The organism is Pseudomonas sp. CFII64 (assembly GCF_000416235.1).
Classification (GTDB): domain Bacteria; phylum Pseudomonadota; class Gammaproteobacteria; order Pseudomonadales; family Pseudomonadaceae; genus Aquipseudomonas.
In genome coordinates, this window is sequence record NZ_ATLO01000027.1 from 23,518 (window position 1) to 37,950 (window position 14,433).

The following is a 14,433-nucleotide window of genomic DNA, read 5'->3' on the forward strand; positions in this document are numbered from 1 at the left end:
GCCGCAGGCGGGTTGACCTATGCCTCTGCAGGCCTACCTCCAAGGAGGGATGTGCGTCAGCTGGCGCTGCGCAGATGCTCCATGGCCCACACCGCCGCCTCGACCCGCGAGCGCAAGCCGAGTTTGTGCAGCAGGTTCTTGACGTGAACCTTGACCGTCCCTTCGGTGATGCCCAGCTTGTGCCCGATGACCTTGTTGCTGAAACCGCTGGCGATGGTTTTCAACACCTGCCGCTCACGTTCGGTCAGTTCCACCACGGCCTGGCGTGGCGGCGAACGCAGCGCCTGGGCCATGACCTGGGTCAGGCCCGGGCTGATGACCAGTGCGCCGTTCAGGGCATCGCGGATGTACGGGATCAGCAGTTCCGGTTCCATGTCCTTGAGCAGATAGCCGTCGGCATCCAGGCGCAGGGCGTCGCGAATATCGTCTTCGGCGTCCGACACCGTGAACAGCAACACCTTGCCGGTGTAGGGCATGGCCCGTAACCGGCGCAGGGTTTCGATGCCATTCATCTGCGGCATGTTGTTGTCGAGCAGGACCAGATCCGGTTGCAGCGGCTCGATCAGGCTGAGCGCCTCTTCACCGTTGCCGGCCTCACCGACAATCTTGAAATCATCTTCGAGTTCGAGCATCTGGCGGATGCCGTGACGCATCATCGGATGATCGTCCACCAGCAGGATGGTGTGTTGCCGGGATGTGGTCATGTGACGCTACCTTCTGTGTGCTGTCCGAGAAACTCCGGGTGGAATTCCAGCTGGACGCAGGTGCCTTGCGGCGTCCTGGAAAATATCTGCAGTTGGCCGCGCAGGCTGCGCGCCCGTTCATCCATGATGTTCAGGCCGTGATGTTCGCGCTGGTCAACGTTGCCGCTGAAGCCTCGCCCGTCGTCTTCGATGCAGAGCCGGACGGTTTCGCCGACCTGGCGCAGTTGCAGCCAGGCGCTTTGTGCATGGGCGTGGCGCAGGCAGTTTGAAAGCGCCTCGCGGGTGATCTGCAAGATGTGGATCTGTTCGCTGGCCGAGAGCTGGAAGGCCAGTGCATCGACGTGCAGATGCACCTGAAACTCCCCGCGCCGGGAGAACTCTTCGGCGGTGTCCTTGAGTTCTTGCACCAGCCCGGCATCGTTGATCTGCAAGCGGAAGGTGGTCAGCAGTTCGCGTAGCTGACGGTAGGCATTGTTCAGGCCCTCGCGCAATTCGGCAGTGACGGTTGCCAGGGTTTCGACTGGTTCGCCACGGCGTATCAAGGTCTGCATGCGGCTGACTTGCAGCTTCATGTAGGACAGCGCCTGGGCCAGTGAATCGTGCAGCTCGCGGGCAATGATTGTGCGTTCGTCGAGCAACAGCAGACGATGATCCTGTTCCCGTTGGCGTTTGAGCGAGAGCGAGGTGCCGATGAGATTGGCCAGGGCCTGGATCAGTTGGGTTTCCCAGGCCTGCGTCGGATGCCCGTCGACAAAGTGGGCCTTGAGCTCCCCCAGTTCACTGCCCTGATTGCTGATGCTGAAGGTTTGCGGCTTCGCTTCGTGGTGTTTCTGGCAGGTGGCGCAATCGGTGCTGGCGCAGACTTCGCGGATATTCGCGCCGTGCAGGGCGAGCAGTTGCTTGGCAGGTGCCTGCGACTGGCCTTGCAGGCACAACGACAGGCGCAAGCCGGGCAGCCGTTGCTGGAAGCGGCGGATCAGATCATCCAGTCCTTCGGCGTTGGCCAGGCGGGTGGCCAGGTTGCGGCTGCTTTGATACAGCAGCTCCAGGGCGGCATTGGCCTGTTGCAGGTTCACGGTCTTTTGCTGGACCTGGCTCTCCAGAGTGCGATGGGATTCTTCGATGGTCTCGGCCATGGCATTGAAACTCATGGCCAACTGGCCCAGCTCGTCCTGGGACTGATGGTTGACCCGCACCTGAAAATCCCCGCGACGAAAGCGCTGGGTGGCATCCACCAGTTCTTTAAGCGGGGTGACTACGCCGTACTGCAACTCATATAGCCCGAGCAGCAGGACAATCATGGTGGTGAATAGAGCCAGACCCTGGATGACCTGTTGCCAGCTTTGCTTTTCTTCGCTTTGCCGTTGCAACAGGCTGACAAACTGGTTCAGTTGTTCCACGAACGGCGGGGCGATCGCTTGAAAGACGCTTGCGTCGCCACGTTCAAGGGCCGGGCGCAGTTCGTCGTTCCAGCGTTGCTGGATTTGCCCGTAGCTGATTTGCAGATCGCTGCTCGGGCCATCTTCCAGCACCGCCTTGAGGGACTGGCTGTTGAGGCGGGTTTGCAGGCTGTCGGTGATGGCAGCGATTTCCGCAGGGGTTACACCCTTGGCCAGTTTCCAGCTCAGGTGATAAGTCTCCATGCGCACCGAGCCTGCGGTGTTGATCGCCGCCGCATCGCCCTGACTGAACCAGGCGATCAGGCCAGCGCTCAACGAACTGGCGAGGGCCAGCACGGCGATCAGGATCACCGCCAGGCCGGCGCGAGCGGGCAGGGAACTGCGCAACCAGCGCATCATCAGTGCTGATCCGGTAAACAATCAGGAAAACAGAGCATGTGCAGCACCAGAGTGGGGTTTTGCCGCCGATCCCGGGCGCGCTACCTCTAAAGAGTTGTCGACTGATCCTTGTCTGCAAAAACCGTGGAAGAACCCCCTGAAACGCTGATAAACCACCGTTTTCAGGGTTCTTCTGATCTACCTCCTTAGAGGTAGACCGCGCAAGCATAGGCCCAAGCCGCCTATGGCTTCGTTGACATGGATCAAGTTTTTGCGGGGTTGCTCTCTCTAGTCTGCCGCCATGGCTAACTGACTGGAGAGCATTGTGAACCAACCGCGTGTAAGACAAGGCTTGGTGCTGGGCATGAGCACACTGGCCTTCACTGTGTGTTTCATGGTCTGGATGATGTTCGCCGTGCTCGGGGTGCCGATCAAGGATCTTCTCCAGCTCAACGAAACCCAATTCGGCCTGCTGGCCGCGACCCCGGTGCTGACCGGCTCCCTGGTGCGTCTGCCACTGGGTCTGCTGACCGACCGCTTTGGCGGGCGCAGCGTGTTCTTCCTGCTGATGCTGTCCTGCGTCGCGCCGTTGTACCTGATCAGCTACGCCACCGCCTACTGGCAGTTCCTGGTGCTGGGCTTGTTCGTCGGCCTGGCCGGTGGGTCGTTTTCGGTGGGCATTGCCTACGTCGCCAAATGGTTCGACAAAGAGAATCAGGGGTTCGCCATGGGAATCTTCGGTGCAGGCAACGCCGGCGCTGCGGTGACCAAGTTTCTCGCCCCGGCGCTGATTGCCGCCGGCAGCTGGCAACTGGTGCCGAAAGTCTTCAGCGCGATCCTGTTCATTACCGCGCTGCTGTTCTGGTTTCTCAGCGCGGAAAACAAGGACCACCGCAGTGCCTCCGGCGCCAGCTTGCGCGAGCAGTTGAGTTCGCTGAAAGATCCGGCGGTGTGGCGCTACTGCCAGTACTACTCGATCGTCTTCGGCGGCTACGTGGCCCTCGCGTTGTGGATGACCAAGTATTACGTGCAGGAATACGGTTTCAGCCTGCAAAGCGCCGCGCTGCTGGCGGCCTGTTTCTCCCTGCCCGGTGGTGTGTTGCGCGCCGTTGGCGGTTGGATGTCGGATCGCTGGGGCGCGCAAAGCGTGACCTGGTGGGTGTTGTGGGTCAGCTGGATCTGCCTGTTCCTGCTGTCGTATCCGCAGACCCAATTGCAAGTGCAGACCCTCAACGGCCCGATGGATTTCCACATCGGCCTCACTCCGGCGCTGTTTACCGTGCTGCTGTTTGTCATGGGCATCGCCTTCGCGTTCGGCAAGGCCTCGGTCTTCAAATACATCGCCAACGACTACCCGAAAAACATGGGCGCCGTGTCCGGCATCGTCGGTCTCGCGGGCGGTCTGGGCGGCTTCGTCCTGCCGATCCTGTTCGGCGCCCTGGTGGACCTCACCGGCGTGCGCTCTTCCTGCTTCATGTTGATGTACGGCGTGGTCTGGGTCTCCCTCACCTGGATGTACTTCAGCGAAATACGCAAGCGTCCGCTGCTGGGCAAACAGCCGCCAGCGACCTCGTCCCCGTTTTCCAGCATTGCCCAAGGAGAAGAACATGTCCGTTCTGCAAAAGCCTGACAAAGGCCCGGTCATTCATGACTGGCGCCCCGAGGACCCTGCGTTCTGGGGAAGTAGCGGCAAACAGACTGCTACCCGCAACCTGTGGATTTCCATTCCTGCGCTGTTGCTGGCGTTTGCGGTGTGGATGGTCTGGAGCACGGTGATCGTGCGCTTGAACGCCATCGGCTTCAGCTTCACCACCGATCAACTGTTCTGGCTCGCGGCGTTGCCGGGCTTGTCCGGCGCGACCTTGCGCGTCTTCTATTCGTTCATGGTGCCGATCTTCGGTGGTCGGCGCTGGACGGCCGTGAGCACTGCGTCGCTGCTGTTGCCGTCGATCTGGATGGGCTTCGCGGTGCAGGACCCGGGCACCCCGTACAGCGTGTTCGTCCTGATTGCCTTGCTCTGCGGTTTTGGCGGCGGCAATTTCGCTTCGAGCATGTCCAACATCAGCTTCTTCTATCCCAAGTCCCAACAGGGCACCGCACTTGGCCTCAACGCCGGGCTGGGCAACCTGGGTGTCTCGGTGATGCAGTTCTGTGTACCGCTGGTGATTACCTTCGGCGTGTTCGGCTTCATGGGCGGCAATGCGCAAGTGCTGCCGGACGGCAGCCAGTTGTGGCTGCAGAACGCCGGATTCATCTGGGTGCCGTTCATTGTTCTGGTGACCGTGCTGGCCTGGTTCGGCATGAATGACCTGTCCAGTGCCCGCGCTTCGTTCAGCGAGCAGGCGGTGATCTTCAAGCGCAAGCACAACTGGCTGATGTGCTGGCTGTACCTGGCGACCTTCGGCTCGTTCATCGGCTTTTCCGCAGCGTTTCCATTGCTGATCAAGACCTCGTTCCCGGATGTCATTGCCTTGAAATTCGCCTTCCTCGGGCCACTGGTAGGCGCGCTGGTGCGTCCATTGGGCGGCTGGCTGGCGGACAAGCTCGGCGGCGCGAAAGTGACCTTGTGGAACTTCGTCGCGATGATCGTGATGGTCTTCGCCGTCATGCACTTCCTGCCGCAGAACGGTTCGGGCGGCAGCTTCTACGGCTTCCTCGGCATGTTCATGCTGCTGTTCATCACCACCGGCATCGGCAACGGCTCCACCTTCCGCATGATCCCGGTGATCTTCCGCACCCAGCATGAAAAAGCCGCTGCCGGAAAATCCCCCGCCGTGCGCGAACAGGCGCTCAAGGATGCCGGCAAAGAGTCAGCTGCGGTCCTGGGCTTCAGTTCGGCCATGGGCGCCTTCGGTGCGTTCTTCATCCCCAAATCCTTTGGCACCTCCATGGCCCAGACCGGCGGCCCGGAGATGGCCTTCTACATGTTTGTCGGCTTCTACCTGAGCTGCATCGTCGTGACCTGGTGGTGGTACGCCCGCAAAGGCGCGGCGACACCCTGCTGAGACGACCCGAAATCCAACCATTGCGTGGGCGGGGCACAGAACCCCGCAGCAAGCCTGAGAGGACTACACCGTGAGTCATTTACTGGATCAACTGCGGTTTTTCAATCGCAAGCAAAACGAATTTTCCGACGGTCACGGAGAGACCCGCAAAGAGTCTCGTGACTGGGAGAACGTCTACCGTTCCCGCTGGCAGTACGACAAGATCGTGCGTTCCACCCACGGGGTGAACTGCACCGGCTCCTGCTCGTGGAAAATCTACGTCAAGAACGGCCTGATCACCTGGGAAACCCAGCAGACCGACTACCCGCGCACCCGCAACGATCTGCCCAACCATGAACCCCGTGGCTGCCCGCGTGGCGCCAGTTACAGCTGGTACATCTATAGCGCCAACCGCCTCAAGTACCCGAAAATCCGCAAGCCGTTGCTCAAACTGTGGCGCGACGCTCGCCAGACCATGGCGCCGGTGGAAGCCTGGGCCAGCATCGTCGAGGACAAGGTCAAGGCCGACTCCTATAAAAGCAAGCGCGGCATGGGTGGTTTCATTCGCTCCAACTGGGATGAAGTCAACGAGATCATTGCCGCCGCCAACGTCTACACCATCAAGCAATACGGCCCGGACCGGATCGTCGGTTTCTCGCCGATCCCGGCCATGTCGATGGTCAGCTACGCGGCGGGTTCGCGTTACCTGTCGCTGATCGGCGGCGCCTGCCTGAGCTTCTATGACTGGTACTGCGACTTGCCACCGGCCTCGCCGATGGTCTGGGGCGAGCAGACCGACGTGCCGGAATCGGCCGACTGGTACAACTCCAACTACATCATCGCCTGGGGCTCCAACGTCCCGCAGACCCGTACCCCGGATGCGCACTTCTTTACCGAAGTCCGCTACAAGGGCACCAAGACTGTGGCGATCACACCGGACTATTCGGAAGTCGCCAAGCTCACCGACCTGTGGCTGAACCCTAAGCAAGGCACCGATGCGGCGCTGGCCCAGGCGTTCAACCATGTGATCTTCAAAGAATTTCACCTGGACAAACCGAGCGCCTATTTCACTGACTACGCCAAGCGCTTCACCGATTTGCCAGTGCTGGTGCTGCTCAAGCAGATGGTTGACAAGGCGCCGGGCGCCGGTTATCAGCCGGACCGCTTCCTGCGCGCCAGTGACCTGACCGACAACCTTGGCCAGGAAAACAACCCGGAATGGAAAACCATCGCCCTGGATGTCAGCGGTGAACTGGTTTCTCCTCAAGGTTCCATCGGTTATCGCTGGGGCGAGAAGGGCAAGTGGAACATTCTCCCTCGTGAAGGCGGCGAAGGTCGTGAAATTGATCTGAAGCTGAGCCTGATCGGCGATGACGTTGCCGAAGTGGCATTCCCGTACTTCGCCGGCGAGTCCCACGAGCATTTCCAGCACGTGGCTGGCGATGCCGTGCAATACCGCCGCGTGCCGGTGCACAACGTAGTGCTGGCCGGTGGCAGCGTGGCCAAGGTCGCCACGGTGTTTGACTTGTCAGCCGCCAACCTGGCGATTGATCGTGGCCTGGGCGGCGACAACGTTGCCAAGGACTACAACGACGCCTCGGTGCCTGGCACCCCGGCGTGGCAGGAACAGATCACTGGCGTGAGCCGTGAGAAAGCCATCCAGATTGCCCGTGAGTTCGCCGACAACGCCGACAAGACCAAGGGTCGCTCGATGATCATCGTCGGCGCGGCGATGAATCACTGGTACCACATGGACATGAACTACCGCGGGCTGATCAACATGCTCATGCTCTGCGGGTGTGTCGGTCAGACCGGTGGCGGTTGGGCGCACTACGTCGGTCAGGAAAAACTCCGTCCGCAGTGCGGCTGGCTGCCTTTGGCCTTCGGCCTGGACTGGAACCGTCCGCCGCGCCAGATGAACGGCACCAGCTTCTTCTACGCCCACAGTTCGCAATGGCGCCACGAGAAGATGAGCATGCACGACGTGCTCTCGCCGCTGGCCGATAAATCCCAGTTCCCTGAACATGCCCTGGACTACAACATCCGCGCCGAACGCGCCGGCTGGTTGCCCAGCGCGCCGCAGCTCAACACCAACCCACTGAACATCTGCCGCGATGCCGCCGCAGCTGGCATGGACCCGAAAGACTACGTGGTCAAGTCGCTGCAGGATGGTTCGCTGCGCTTCGCCTGCGAACAGCCGGACAGCCCGGTGAACTTCCCGCGCAACATGTTCATCTGGCGTTCCAACCTGCTGGGCTCCTCGGGCAAGGGCCACGAGTACATGCTCAAGTACCTGCTCGGCACCAAGAACGGGGTAATGAACGAAGACATCGGCCAGGTCGGCGATTGCAAGCCCGAAGAAGCGGAATGGGTGGACGAGGGCGCCATCGGCAAGCTTGATCTGGTCACCACGCTGGACTTCCGCATGTCCTCGACCTGCGTCTATTCCGACATCGTGTTGCCGACCGCGACCTGGTACGAAAAAGACGACATGAACACCTCGGACATGCACCCGTTCATTCACCCGTTGTCGGCCGCCATCGACCCGGCATGGGAATCGCGTTCCGACTGGGAAATCTACAAAGGCATCGCCAAGGCGTTTTCCAGCATGTCCGAAGGGCATCTGGGCGTTGAAAAGGACCTGGTGACCATTCCGTTGATGCACGACAGCGTCGGCGAACTGGCCCAACCCTTTGGCGGCACCGATTGGAAAAGTGCCGGTGTGGCACCGGAGCCGGGCAAGAACGCGCCGAACCTGCACGTGGTCGAGCGTGATTATCCAAACATTTACAAACAGTTCACCTCCCTGGGCCCGATGCTGGAAAAACACGGCAACGGCGGCAAGGGCATCAACTGGAACACCGAGGATGAAGTGAAATTCCTCGGTGAGCTCAATCACCACGAAGGCGATGCCGGGATCAGCCACGGTCGGCCGAAAATCGACACGGCCATCGATGCGGCGGAAGTGATTCTGTCCCTGGCCCCGGAAACCAACGGCCAGGTTGCCGTCAAGGCCTGGGCTGCGCTCTCGGAATTCACCGGTATCGACCACAGCCACCTGGCGCTGTCCAAGGCCCACGAGGCAATTCGTTTCCGCGATATTCAGGCTCAGCCGCGCAAGATCATCTCCAGCCCGACCTGGTCGGGGCTCGAAGACGATCACGTCAGCTACAACGCCGGTTACACCAACGTTCACGAAGGAATCCCGTGGCGCACCATCACCGGTCGCCAGCAGTTCTACCAGGATCACCCGTGGATGCAGGCGTTTGGCGAGCAATTGATGAGTTATCGCCCGCCCGTCAACACCCGCACCATCGAAGGGGTGAAAGGCAAGCGCAGCAACGGCCACAAGGAAATCGTCCTGAACTGGATCACTCCGCACCAGAAGTGGGGCATCCACAGCACCTACAGCGACAACCTGCTGATGCTGACCCTCAGCCGTGGCGGGCCGATTGTCTGGCTCTCGGAGAATGACGCGAAAAGCGCCGGCATCGAGGACAACGACTGGATCGAGTGCTTCAACATCAACGGTGCACTGACCGCCCGGGCGGTGGTCAGCCAGCGGGTCAAGGACGGCATGGTGATGATGTATCACGCCCAGGAACGGATCGTGAACGTGCCCGGCTCGGAAACCACCAAGACCCGTGGCGGCCACCACAACTCGGTTACCCGAGTGGTGCTCAAGCCGACGCACATGATCGGCGGCTACGCCCAGCAAGCCTACGGTTTCAACTATTACGGCACGGTCGGTTGCAACCGCGATGAATTCGTCGTGGTGCGCAAGATGGCCAAAGTCGACTGGCTCGATGGTTCAAGTGGCGATGACTTGCCACGTCCCCTGCCGACCGATATCGAGGAGAACTGAGATGAAAATTCGCTCACAGATCGGCATGGTTCTGAACCTGGACAAATGCATCGGTTGCCACACCTGTTCAATCACCTGCAAAAACGTCTGGACCAGCCGTGAAGGCATGGAATACGCCTGGTTCAACAACGTCGAATCGAAACCGGGCATCGGCTACCCGAAAGAATGGGAAAACCAGGACAAGTGGAAGGGCGGCTGGATCCGCAACGCCAACGGCACGATCAACCCGCGCATCGGCGGCAAATTCCGGGTGTTGGCGAACATTTTTGCCAACCCTGACCTGCCGAGCCTGGACGATTACTACGAGCCGTTCGACTTCGATTATCAGCACCTGCACACCGCGCCGCTGGGCGAGCACCAGCCAACGGCCCGTCCACGTTCGCTGATCTCCGGCAAGCGCATGGAGAAAATCGAGTGGGGCCCGAACTGGGAAGAAATCCTCGGTACCGAATTCGCCAAGCGTCGCAAGGACAAGAACTTCGACAAGATCCAGGCGGACATTTACGGAGAGTACGAAAACACCTTCATGATGTATCTGCCGCGCCTGTGCGAGCACTGCCTCAACCCGACGTGCGCCGCGTCGTGCCCGAGCGGCGCGATCTACAAGCGAGAAGAAGACGGCATTGTCCTGATTGACCAGGAAAAATGCCGTGGCTGGCGCATGTGCATCAGCGGCTGCCCGTACAAGAAGATCTATTTCAACTGGAAAAGCGGCAAGTCCGAGAAATGCATCTTCTGCTACCCGCGTATCGAAGCCGGGATGCCGACGGTCTGCGCCGAAACCTGTGTCGGCCGGATCCGTTACCTCGGTGTGCTGCTGTATGACGCCGATCGCATCAGCGAAGTGGCGAGCACCGCCAATGAGCAGGATCTGTACGAGAAACAACTGGAAATCTTCCTCGACCCGAACGACCCGGCGGTGATCCGTCAGGCCCTGGCCGACGGCGTGCCGCAGTCGGTGATCGACTCGGCGCAACGCTCGCCGGTCTACAAAATGGCCGTGGACTGGAAGCTCGCACTGCCGCTGCACCCGGAATACCGCACCTTGCCGATGGTCTGGTATGTGCCACCGCTGTCGCCGATTCAAAATGCGGCCACTGCCGGCACTGTGGGCATGAACGGGGTGATTCCGGATGTCGACAGCCTGCGTATTCCTCTCAAATACCTGGCCAACCTGCTGACGGCGGGCGATGAAAAACCGGTCAAACGTGCGCTTAAACGCTTGCTGGCGATGCGCGCCTACAAACGTTCCCAGCAAGTGGACGGCGTGCAGGACCTGCAAGTGCTGGCGGATGTGGGCCTGAGCGTGGAACAGGTCGAGGAAATGTACCGCTACCTGGCGATTGCCAACTATGAAGATCGCTTTGTGGTCCCGAGCGCGCACCGTGAAGACGCCATGAGTGACGCCTTTGCCGAGCGTTCCGGTTGCGGCTTCAGTTTCGGCAGCGGCTGCAGCGGCAGTTCCGACACCAACATGTTCGGCGCCAAGAAGGCCAACCGTCGCGACATCCTGAAAACCGTCCAGTTGTGGGAGGAATGAGCATGCAAATTCTCAAAGTGATTTCGCTGTTGCTCGACTATCCGACCGAGACGCTGATAGGCGGTCGCGATGAACTGGAACAGGCGATTATCCAGTCCCGGGAAATCAGCCCCAAGCAGCGCGGCGCATTGTTCGACTTGCTGGAGCTGATTTGTGGCAATGACCTTATGGACGGCCAGGAGCATTACGGTGCGCTGTTCGGTCGGGGCCGTTCGCTGTCGCTGCTGTTGTTCGAACACGTGCACGGCGAATCCCGCGACCGTGGCCAGGCCATGGTCGACATGATGGCGCAATACGAAGCCGCCGGTTTTGCCATCGGCGTCAAAGAGCTTCCCGACTATATCCCGCTGTATCTGGAGTTTCTCTCCACCCGCGAAGACATCGAGGCCCGTGAGGGCCTGGCGGATGTCTCGCACTTGCTGGCCTTGCTCGCGGCGCGTCTGGAAGAGCGTGAAAGCGCTTACGCCAGCTGCTTCCGGGCGTTGCTGCAAATTGCCGGCGCCGAGCCTCATCAAGCGGTGGCCGACCTGCGCGCGCAAGTAGCGGCGGAGCCGCGCGACGACTCCCTCGAAGCCCTCGACAAGATCTGGGAAGAGGAGGCCGTGGACTTTCTCCAGGCCGAACAGCAGGACCGTTGCAGTTCGCTGCCAAGCGCTCCGGGCAAGGCCCGCGAAGAAAGCGCGGTGCCGCTGCACTGGGTGGATTTTCAGCATGATGGGCTGGCCGCCGCGCCAGCCAAGGAGGTGGGCAATGTCTAAATGGGATCTGTTGTTGTTCGGGGTTTACCCCTATGTGGCCCTCGCGATTTGCCTGATTGGCAGCTGGGCACGCTTCGACCTGTCGCAGTACACCTGGCGAGCGGGCTCCAGCCAGATGCTCAACCAGAGTGGCATGCGCGTGGCGAGCAACCTGTTCCACGTGGGTGTGTTGTTTGTGCTGGCCGGACACTTCGTCGGCCTGCTGACCCCGGCGTCGGTTTATCACCATCTGATCAGCACAGAGAACAAGCAGTTGCTGGCGATGGTGTCCGGCGGGTTCTTCGGCCTGCTGTGCCTGATCGGTCTGCTGATGCTGGTCAAACGCCGCTTGAGCGATCCTCGAGTGCGCGCTACTTCCAGCCCTTCGGACATCCTGATTCTGCTGGTGCTGCTGGCGCAATTGGTTCTCGGCCTGCTGACGATCGTCGCCTCCACGGCGCATATGGACGGTTCGGTCATGGTGATGCTCGCCGATTGGGCGCAGAACACCGTGCTGTTGCGGCCGATGGAAGCGGCGACATCCATTGCGCCGGTGGGGCTTACCTACAAGCTGCATGTGTTTCTCGGTTTGACCTTGTTCGTGCTGTTCCCCTTCACCCGTCTCGTACACATGATCAGTGCACCGATCTGGTACCTGGGACGTCGTTATCAAATCGTTCGGCAGAAGATCTGAGGAGACAATCATGTCAGGTGGATGTGGATGTGGCGGCGGTAATGGGGGCAGCGGTGGCTGCGGTTCTTCCAGACAAGCGCAACCCGAAGTGGCCGAGCTGGCGCCAGCCGTAGCGGAGCAGTTTGCAGCCCTGCCGCTTGAGCCGGCGGCCGACGACGCCCCGGCGCAGTTGATCGCCAGCAGTGAGCAGGAGTGGCCGATCATCAGCGTCAACGAGGTGCCGATCACTCCGGAAGCGATGGCCCAGGAGCTGCAATATCACCCGGCGGAAAGCCGCGAGGAGGCGGTTTATCACGCCGCCAGGGCTTTGGTGATTCGTGAGCTGTTGCAGCAACGCATTGCCGAGCTCGGCGTGTCGATGGAGATCGGCGCGGGTGAGAACGAAGAAGAGGCGGCCACGCGCTTGTTGCTTGAGCGTGAGGTGCATGTGCCGCAGTGTGACGAGGAGACCAGTCTTCGCTATTACGAAAACAATCGCGGGCGGTTTCACAGCGCGCCGTTGCTGGCGGTGCGGCACATCCTGCTTGAGTGCGCGCCGGACGATGCCGAGGCCCGCGCCCTGGCCCATGATCAAGCCGAAGCGCTGCTGCAGCGGCTGGACGAGTTTCCCGGCAGTTTCGCCGAGCTGGCCATGAGCTATTCGGCTTGCCCGTCCAAAGCTCAAGGCGGTTCGTTGGGGCAGATCAGCAAAGGCCAGACTGTGCCGGAGCTGGAGCGGCAGTTGTTCACCCTGGCGCCGGGGCTGGCGAGTAAACCACTGGAAAGCCGCTACGGCTGGCATGTGATCAGTATCGACCAGCGAATCGAAGGCATGCCATTGCCTTACGAAGTGGTGTCGACGGCGATTCGCACCCAGTTGCAGCAAGGCGTCTGGCAAAAAGCCCTGGTGCAATACCTGCAAACCCTGATTGGCGCGGCGGATATTCGTGGCATCCATTTGCAGGGTGCCGATTCACCGCTGGTGCAGTGAGCATCGAGGCAAACCGGGAGATGTGATGAACGCTGTCATGCAGGATGGTTTTGGACGCCAGATCGACTATCTGCGAATGTCGGTGACGGACCGTTGTGATTTTCGCTGTGTGTATTGCATGGCGAAAAACATGACCTTCCTGCCACGTCAGCAGGTGCTGACGCTGGAAGAGTTGCAGCGCCTCGCCACGCTGTTCGTCGGCCTTGGGGTACGCAAAATCCGCCTCACGGGCGGCGAACCGCTGATTCGTCCCGGCATTGTCGACCTGTGTCGCAACATCGCGGCCTTGCCCGGTTTGCGCGAACTGGTGATGACCAGCAACGGCTCGCAACTGGGCCGTCTGGCGCGACCGCTGGTGGAGGCTGGGGTCAAGCGCATGAACATCAGCCTCGATAGCCTGGACGGGCAGAAGTTTCGTGCGATCACCCGTAATGGCGATCTCGATCAGGTGCTCAGCGGCATCGAAGCGGCGCGCAGCGCGGGGTTCGAACGAATCAAACTCAACTGCGTGGTGATGAAAGGGCGCAACTTCGATGAAGTCCTGGGCTTGGTGCAATACGCCATCGATCAACACATCGACATCAGTTTCATCGAAGAAATGCCCTTGGGCGACGTGGGTCGTTCCCGGGGCGAGTCGTTCTGTTCCAGCGATGAAGTACGGGCGCTGATCGGCAGCCGGCATCGCTTGCTCGACAGCACCGAAAACAGCGGCGGCCCGGCGCGCTACGTGCGTCTGGAGCGCCATCGCGATACCCGGATCGGTTTCATATCGCCCAACAGCCACAACTTTTGTGGCAGCTGCAACCGGGTGCGGATGACCGTTGAGGGCAAACTGTTGCTGTGTCTGGGCCAGGACGATGCCCTGGACTTGCGCGGCCTGCTGCGGCGTTATCCGCTGGATGATCAACCGCTGATCGACGCGGTACACAAAGCCCTGCGTGGCAAGCCGTTGCGTCACGATTTCAGCCCCGAAGGGGAGGTGCAGATTGTGCGGTTCATGAATATGAGCGGGGGGTGAACGGTCGCTAAAGTCTTTTGTGGGAGAGGACTTGTCCTCGAAGCCAGCCCGGACGACCCTAATCCGCCTGACCCACATGCAGTGCTGCAATGACAGCCATCGAGGACAAGTCCTCTCCCACTTCTAAATGGCTTGACCATGGA

At 60.6% G+C, this 14,433-nt stretch carries 10 protein-coding genes; 8 read left to right on the forward strand and 2 right to left on the reverse strand.

The window, feature by feature from the left end; all coding sequences use genetic code 11:
• Nucleotides 1–56: 56 nt before the first annotated feature.
• Both narL and CFII64_RS12340 read right to left on the reverse strand, forming a co-directional pair.
• On the reverse strand, nt 57–704 hold the full coding sequence (gene narL / locus CFII64_RS12335; RefSeq protein ID WP_020291109.1) for a two-component system response regulator NarL: 648 nt from the start codon (nt 702–704) through the stop codon (nt 57–59).
• On the reverse strand, nt 701–2,503 hold the full coding sequence (locus CFII64_RS12340; protein ID WP_020291110.1) for a HAMP domain-containing protein: 1,803 nt from the start codon (nt 2,501–2,503) through the stop codon (nt 701–703). The genes narL and CFII64_RS12340 overlap by 4 nt, the downstream gene beginning before the upstream one ends.
• A 304-nt stretch (nt 2,504–2,807) precedes the next feature.
• On the opposite strand from CFII64_RS12340, the gene CFII64_RS12345 reads away from it, so the two are divergent.
• From CFII64_RS12345 to moaA, 8 genes are all read left to right on the forward strand, one after another.
• Entirely contained in the window at nt 2,808–4,112 is a 1,305-nt protein-coding gene (locus CFII64_RS12345; protein ID WP_020291111.1) for a nitrate/nitrite transporter, read from the forward strand.
• The gene (locus CFII64_RS12350; RefSeq protein ID WP_020291112.1) at nt 4,090–5,487 is read left to right on the forward strand and encodes a NarK family nitrate/nitrite MFS transporter; all 1,398 of its coding nucleotides are present in this window, start codon (nt 4,090–4,092) and stop codon (nt 5,485–5,487) included. Before CFII64_RS12345 ends, CFII64_RS12350 begins: the two co-directional genes overlap by 23 nt.
• Nucleotides 5,488–5,557: 70 nt before the next feature.
• Complete coding sequence (locus tag CFII64_RS12355; protein WP_020291113.1) at nt 5,558–9,331, forward strand: nitrate reductase subunit alpha; 3,774 nt, start codon at nt 5,558–5,560, stop codon at nt 9,329–9,331.
• 1 nt (nt 9,332) lies between these two features.
• Nucleotides 9,333–10,871 (forward strand): nitrate reductase subunit beta, encoded by a 1,539-nt coding sequence (narH, locus tag CFII64_RS12360; protein WP_020291114.1) that lies wholly within the window; start codon nt 9,333–9,335, stop codon nt 10,869–10,871.
• A gap of 2 nt (nt 10,872–10,873) precedes the next feature.
• Nucleotides 10,874–11,629 carry a nitrate reductase molybdenum cofactor assembly chaperone gene (narJ, locus tag CFII64_RS12365; RefSeq protein ID WP_020291115.1) on the forward strand — a complete coding sequence of 252 codons (756 nt, stop codon included), beginning with the start codon at nt 10,874–10,876 and terminating at the stop codon, nt 11,627–11,629.
• Nucleotides 11,622–12,302, forward strand: a complete 681-nt coding sequence (gene narI, locus CFII64_RS12370) for a respiratory nitrate reductase subunit gamma (protein ID WP_020291116.1) — start codon at nt 11,622–11,624, stop codon at nt 12,300–12,302. The genes narJ and narI overlap by 8 nt, the downstream gene beginning before the upstream one ends.
• Nucleotides 12,303–12,312: 10 nt before the next feature.
• Nucleotides 12,313–13,272 carry a peptidylprolyl isomerase gene (locus CFII64_RS12375; protein WP_044901324.1) on the forward strand — a complete coding sequence of 320 codons (960 nt, stop codon included), beginning with the start codon at nt 12,313–12,315 and terminating at the stop codon, nt 13,270–13,272.
• 25 nt (nt 13,273–13,297) lie between these two features.
• Entirely contained in the window at nt 13,298–14,290 is a 993-nt protein-coding gene (gene moaA / locus CFII64_RS12380; protein ID WP_020291118.1) for a GTP 3',8-cyclase MoaA, read from the forward strand.
• The last annotated feature ends 143 nt before the right edge of the window (nt 14,291–14,433 follow it).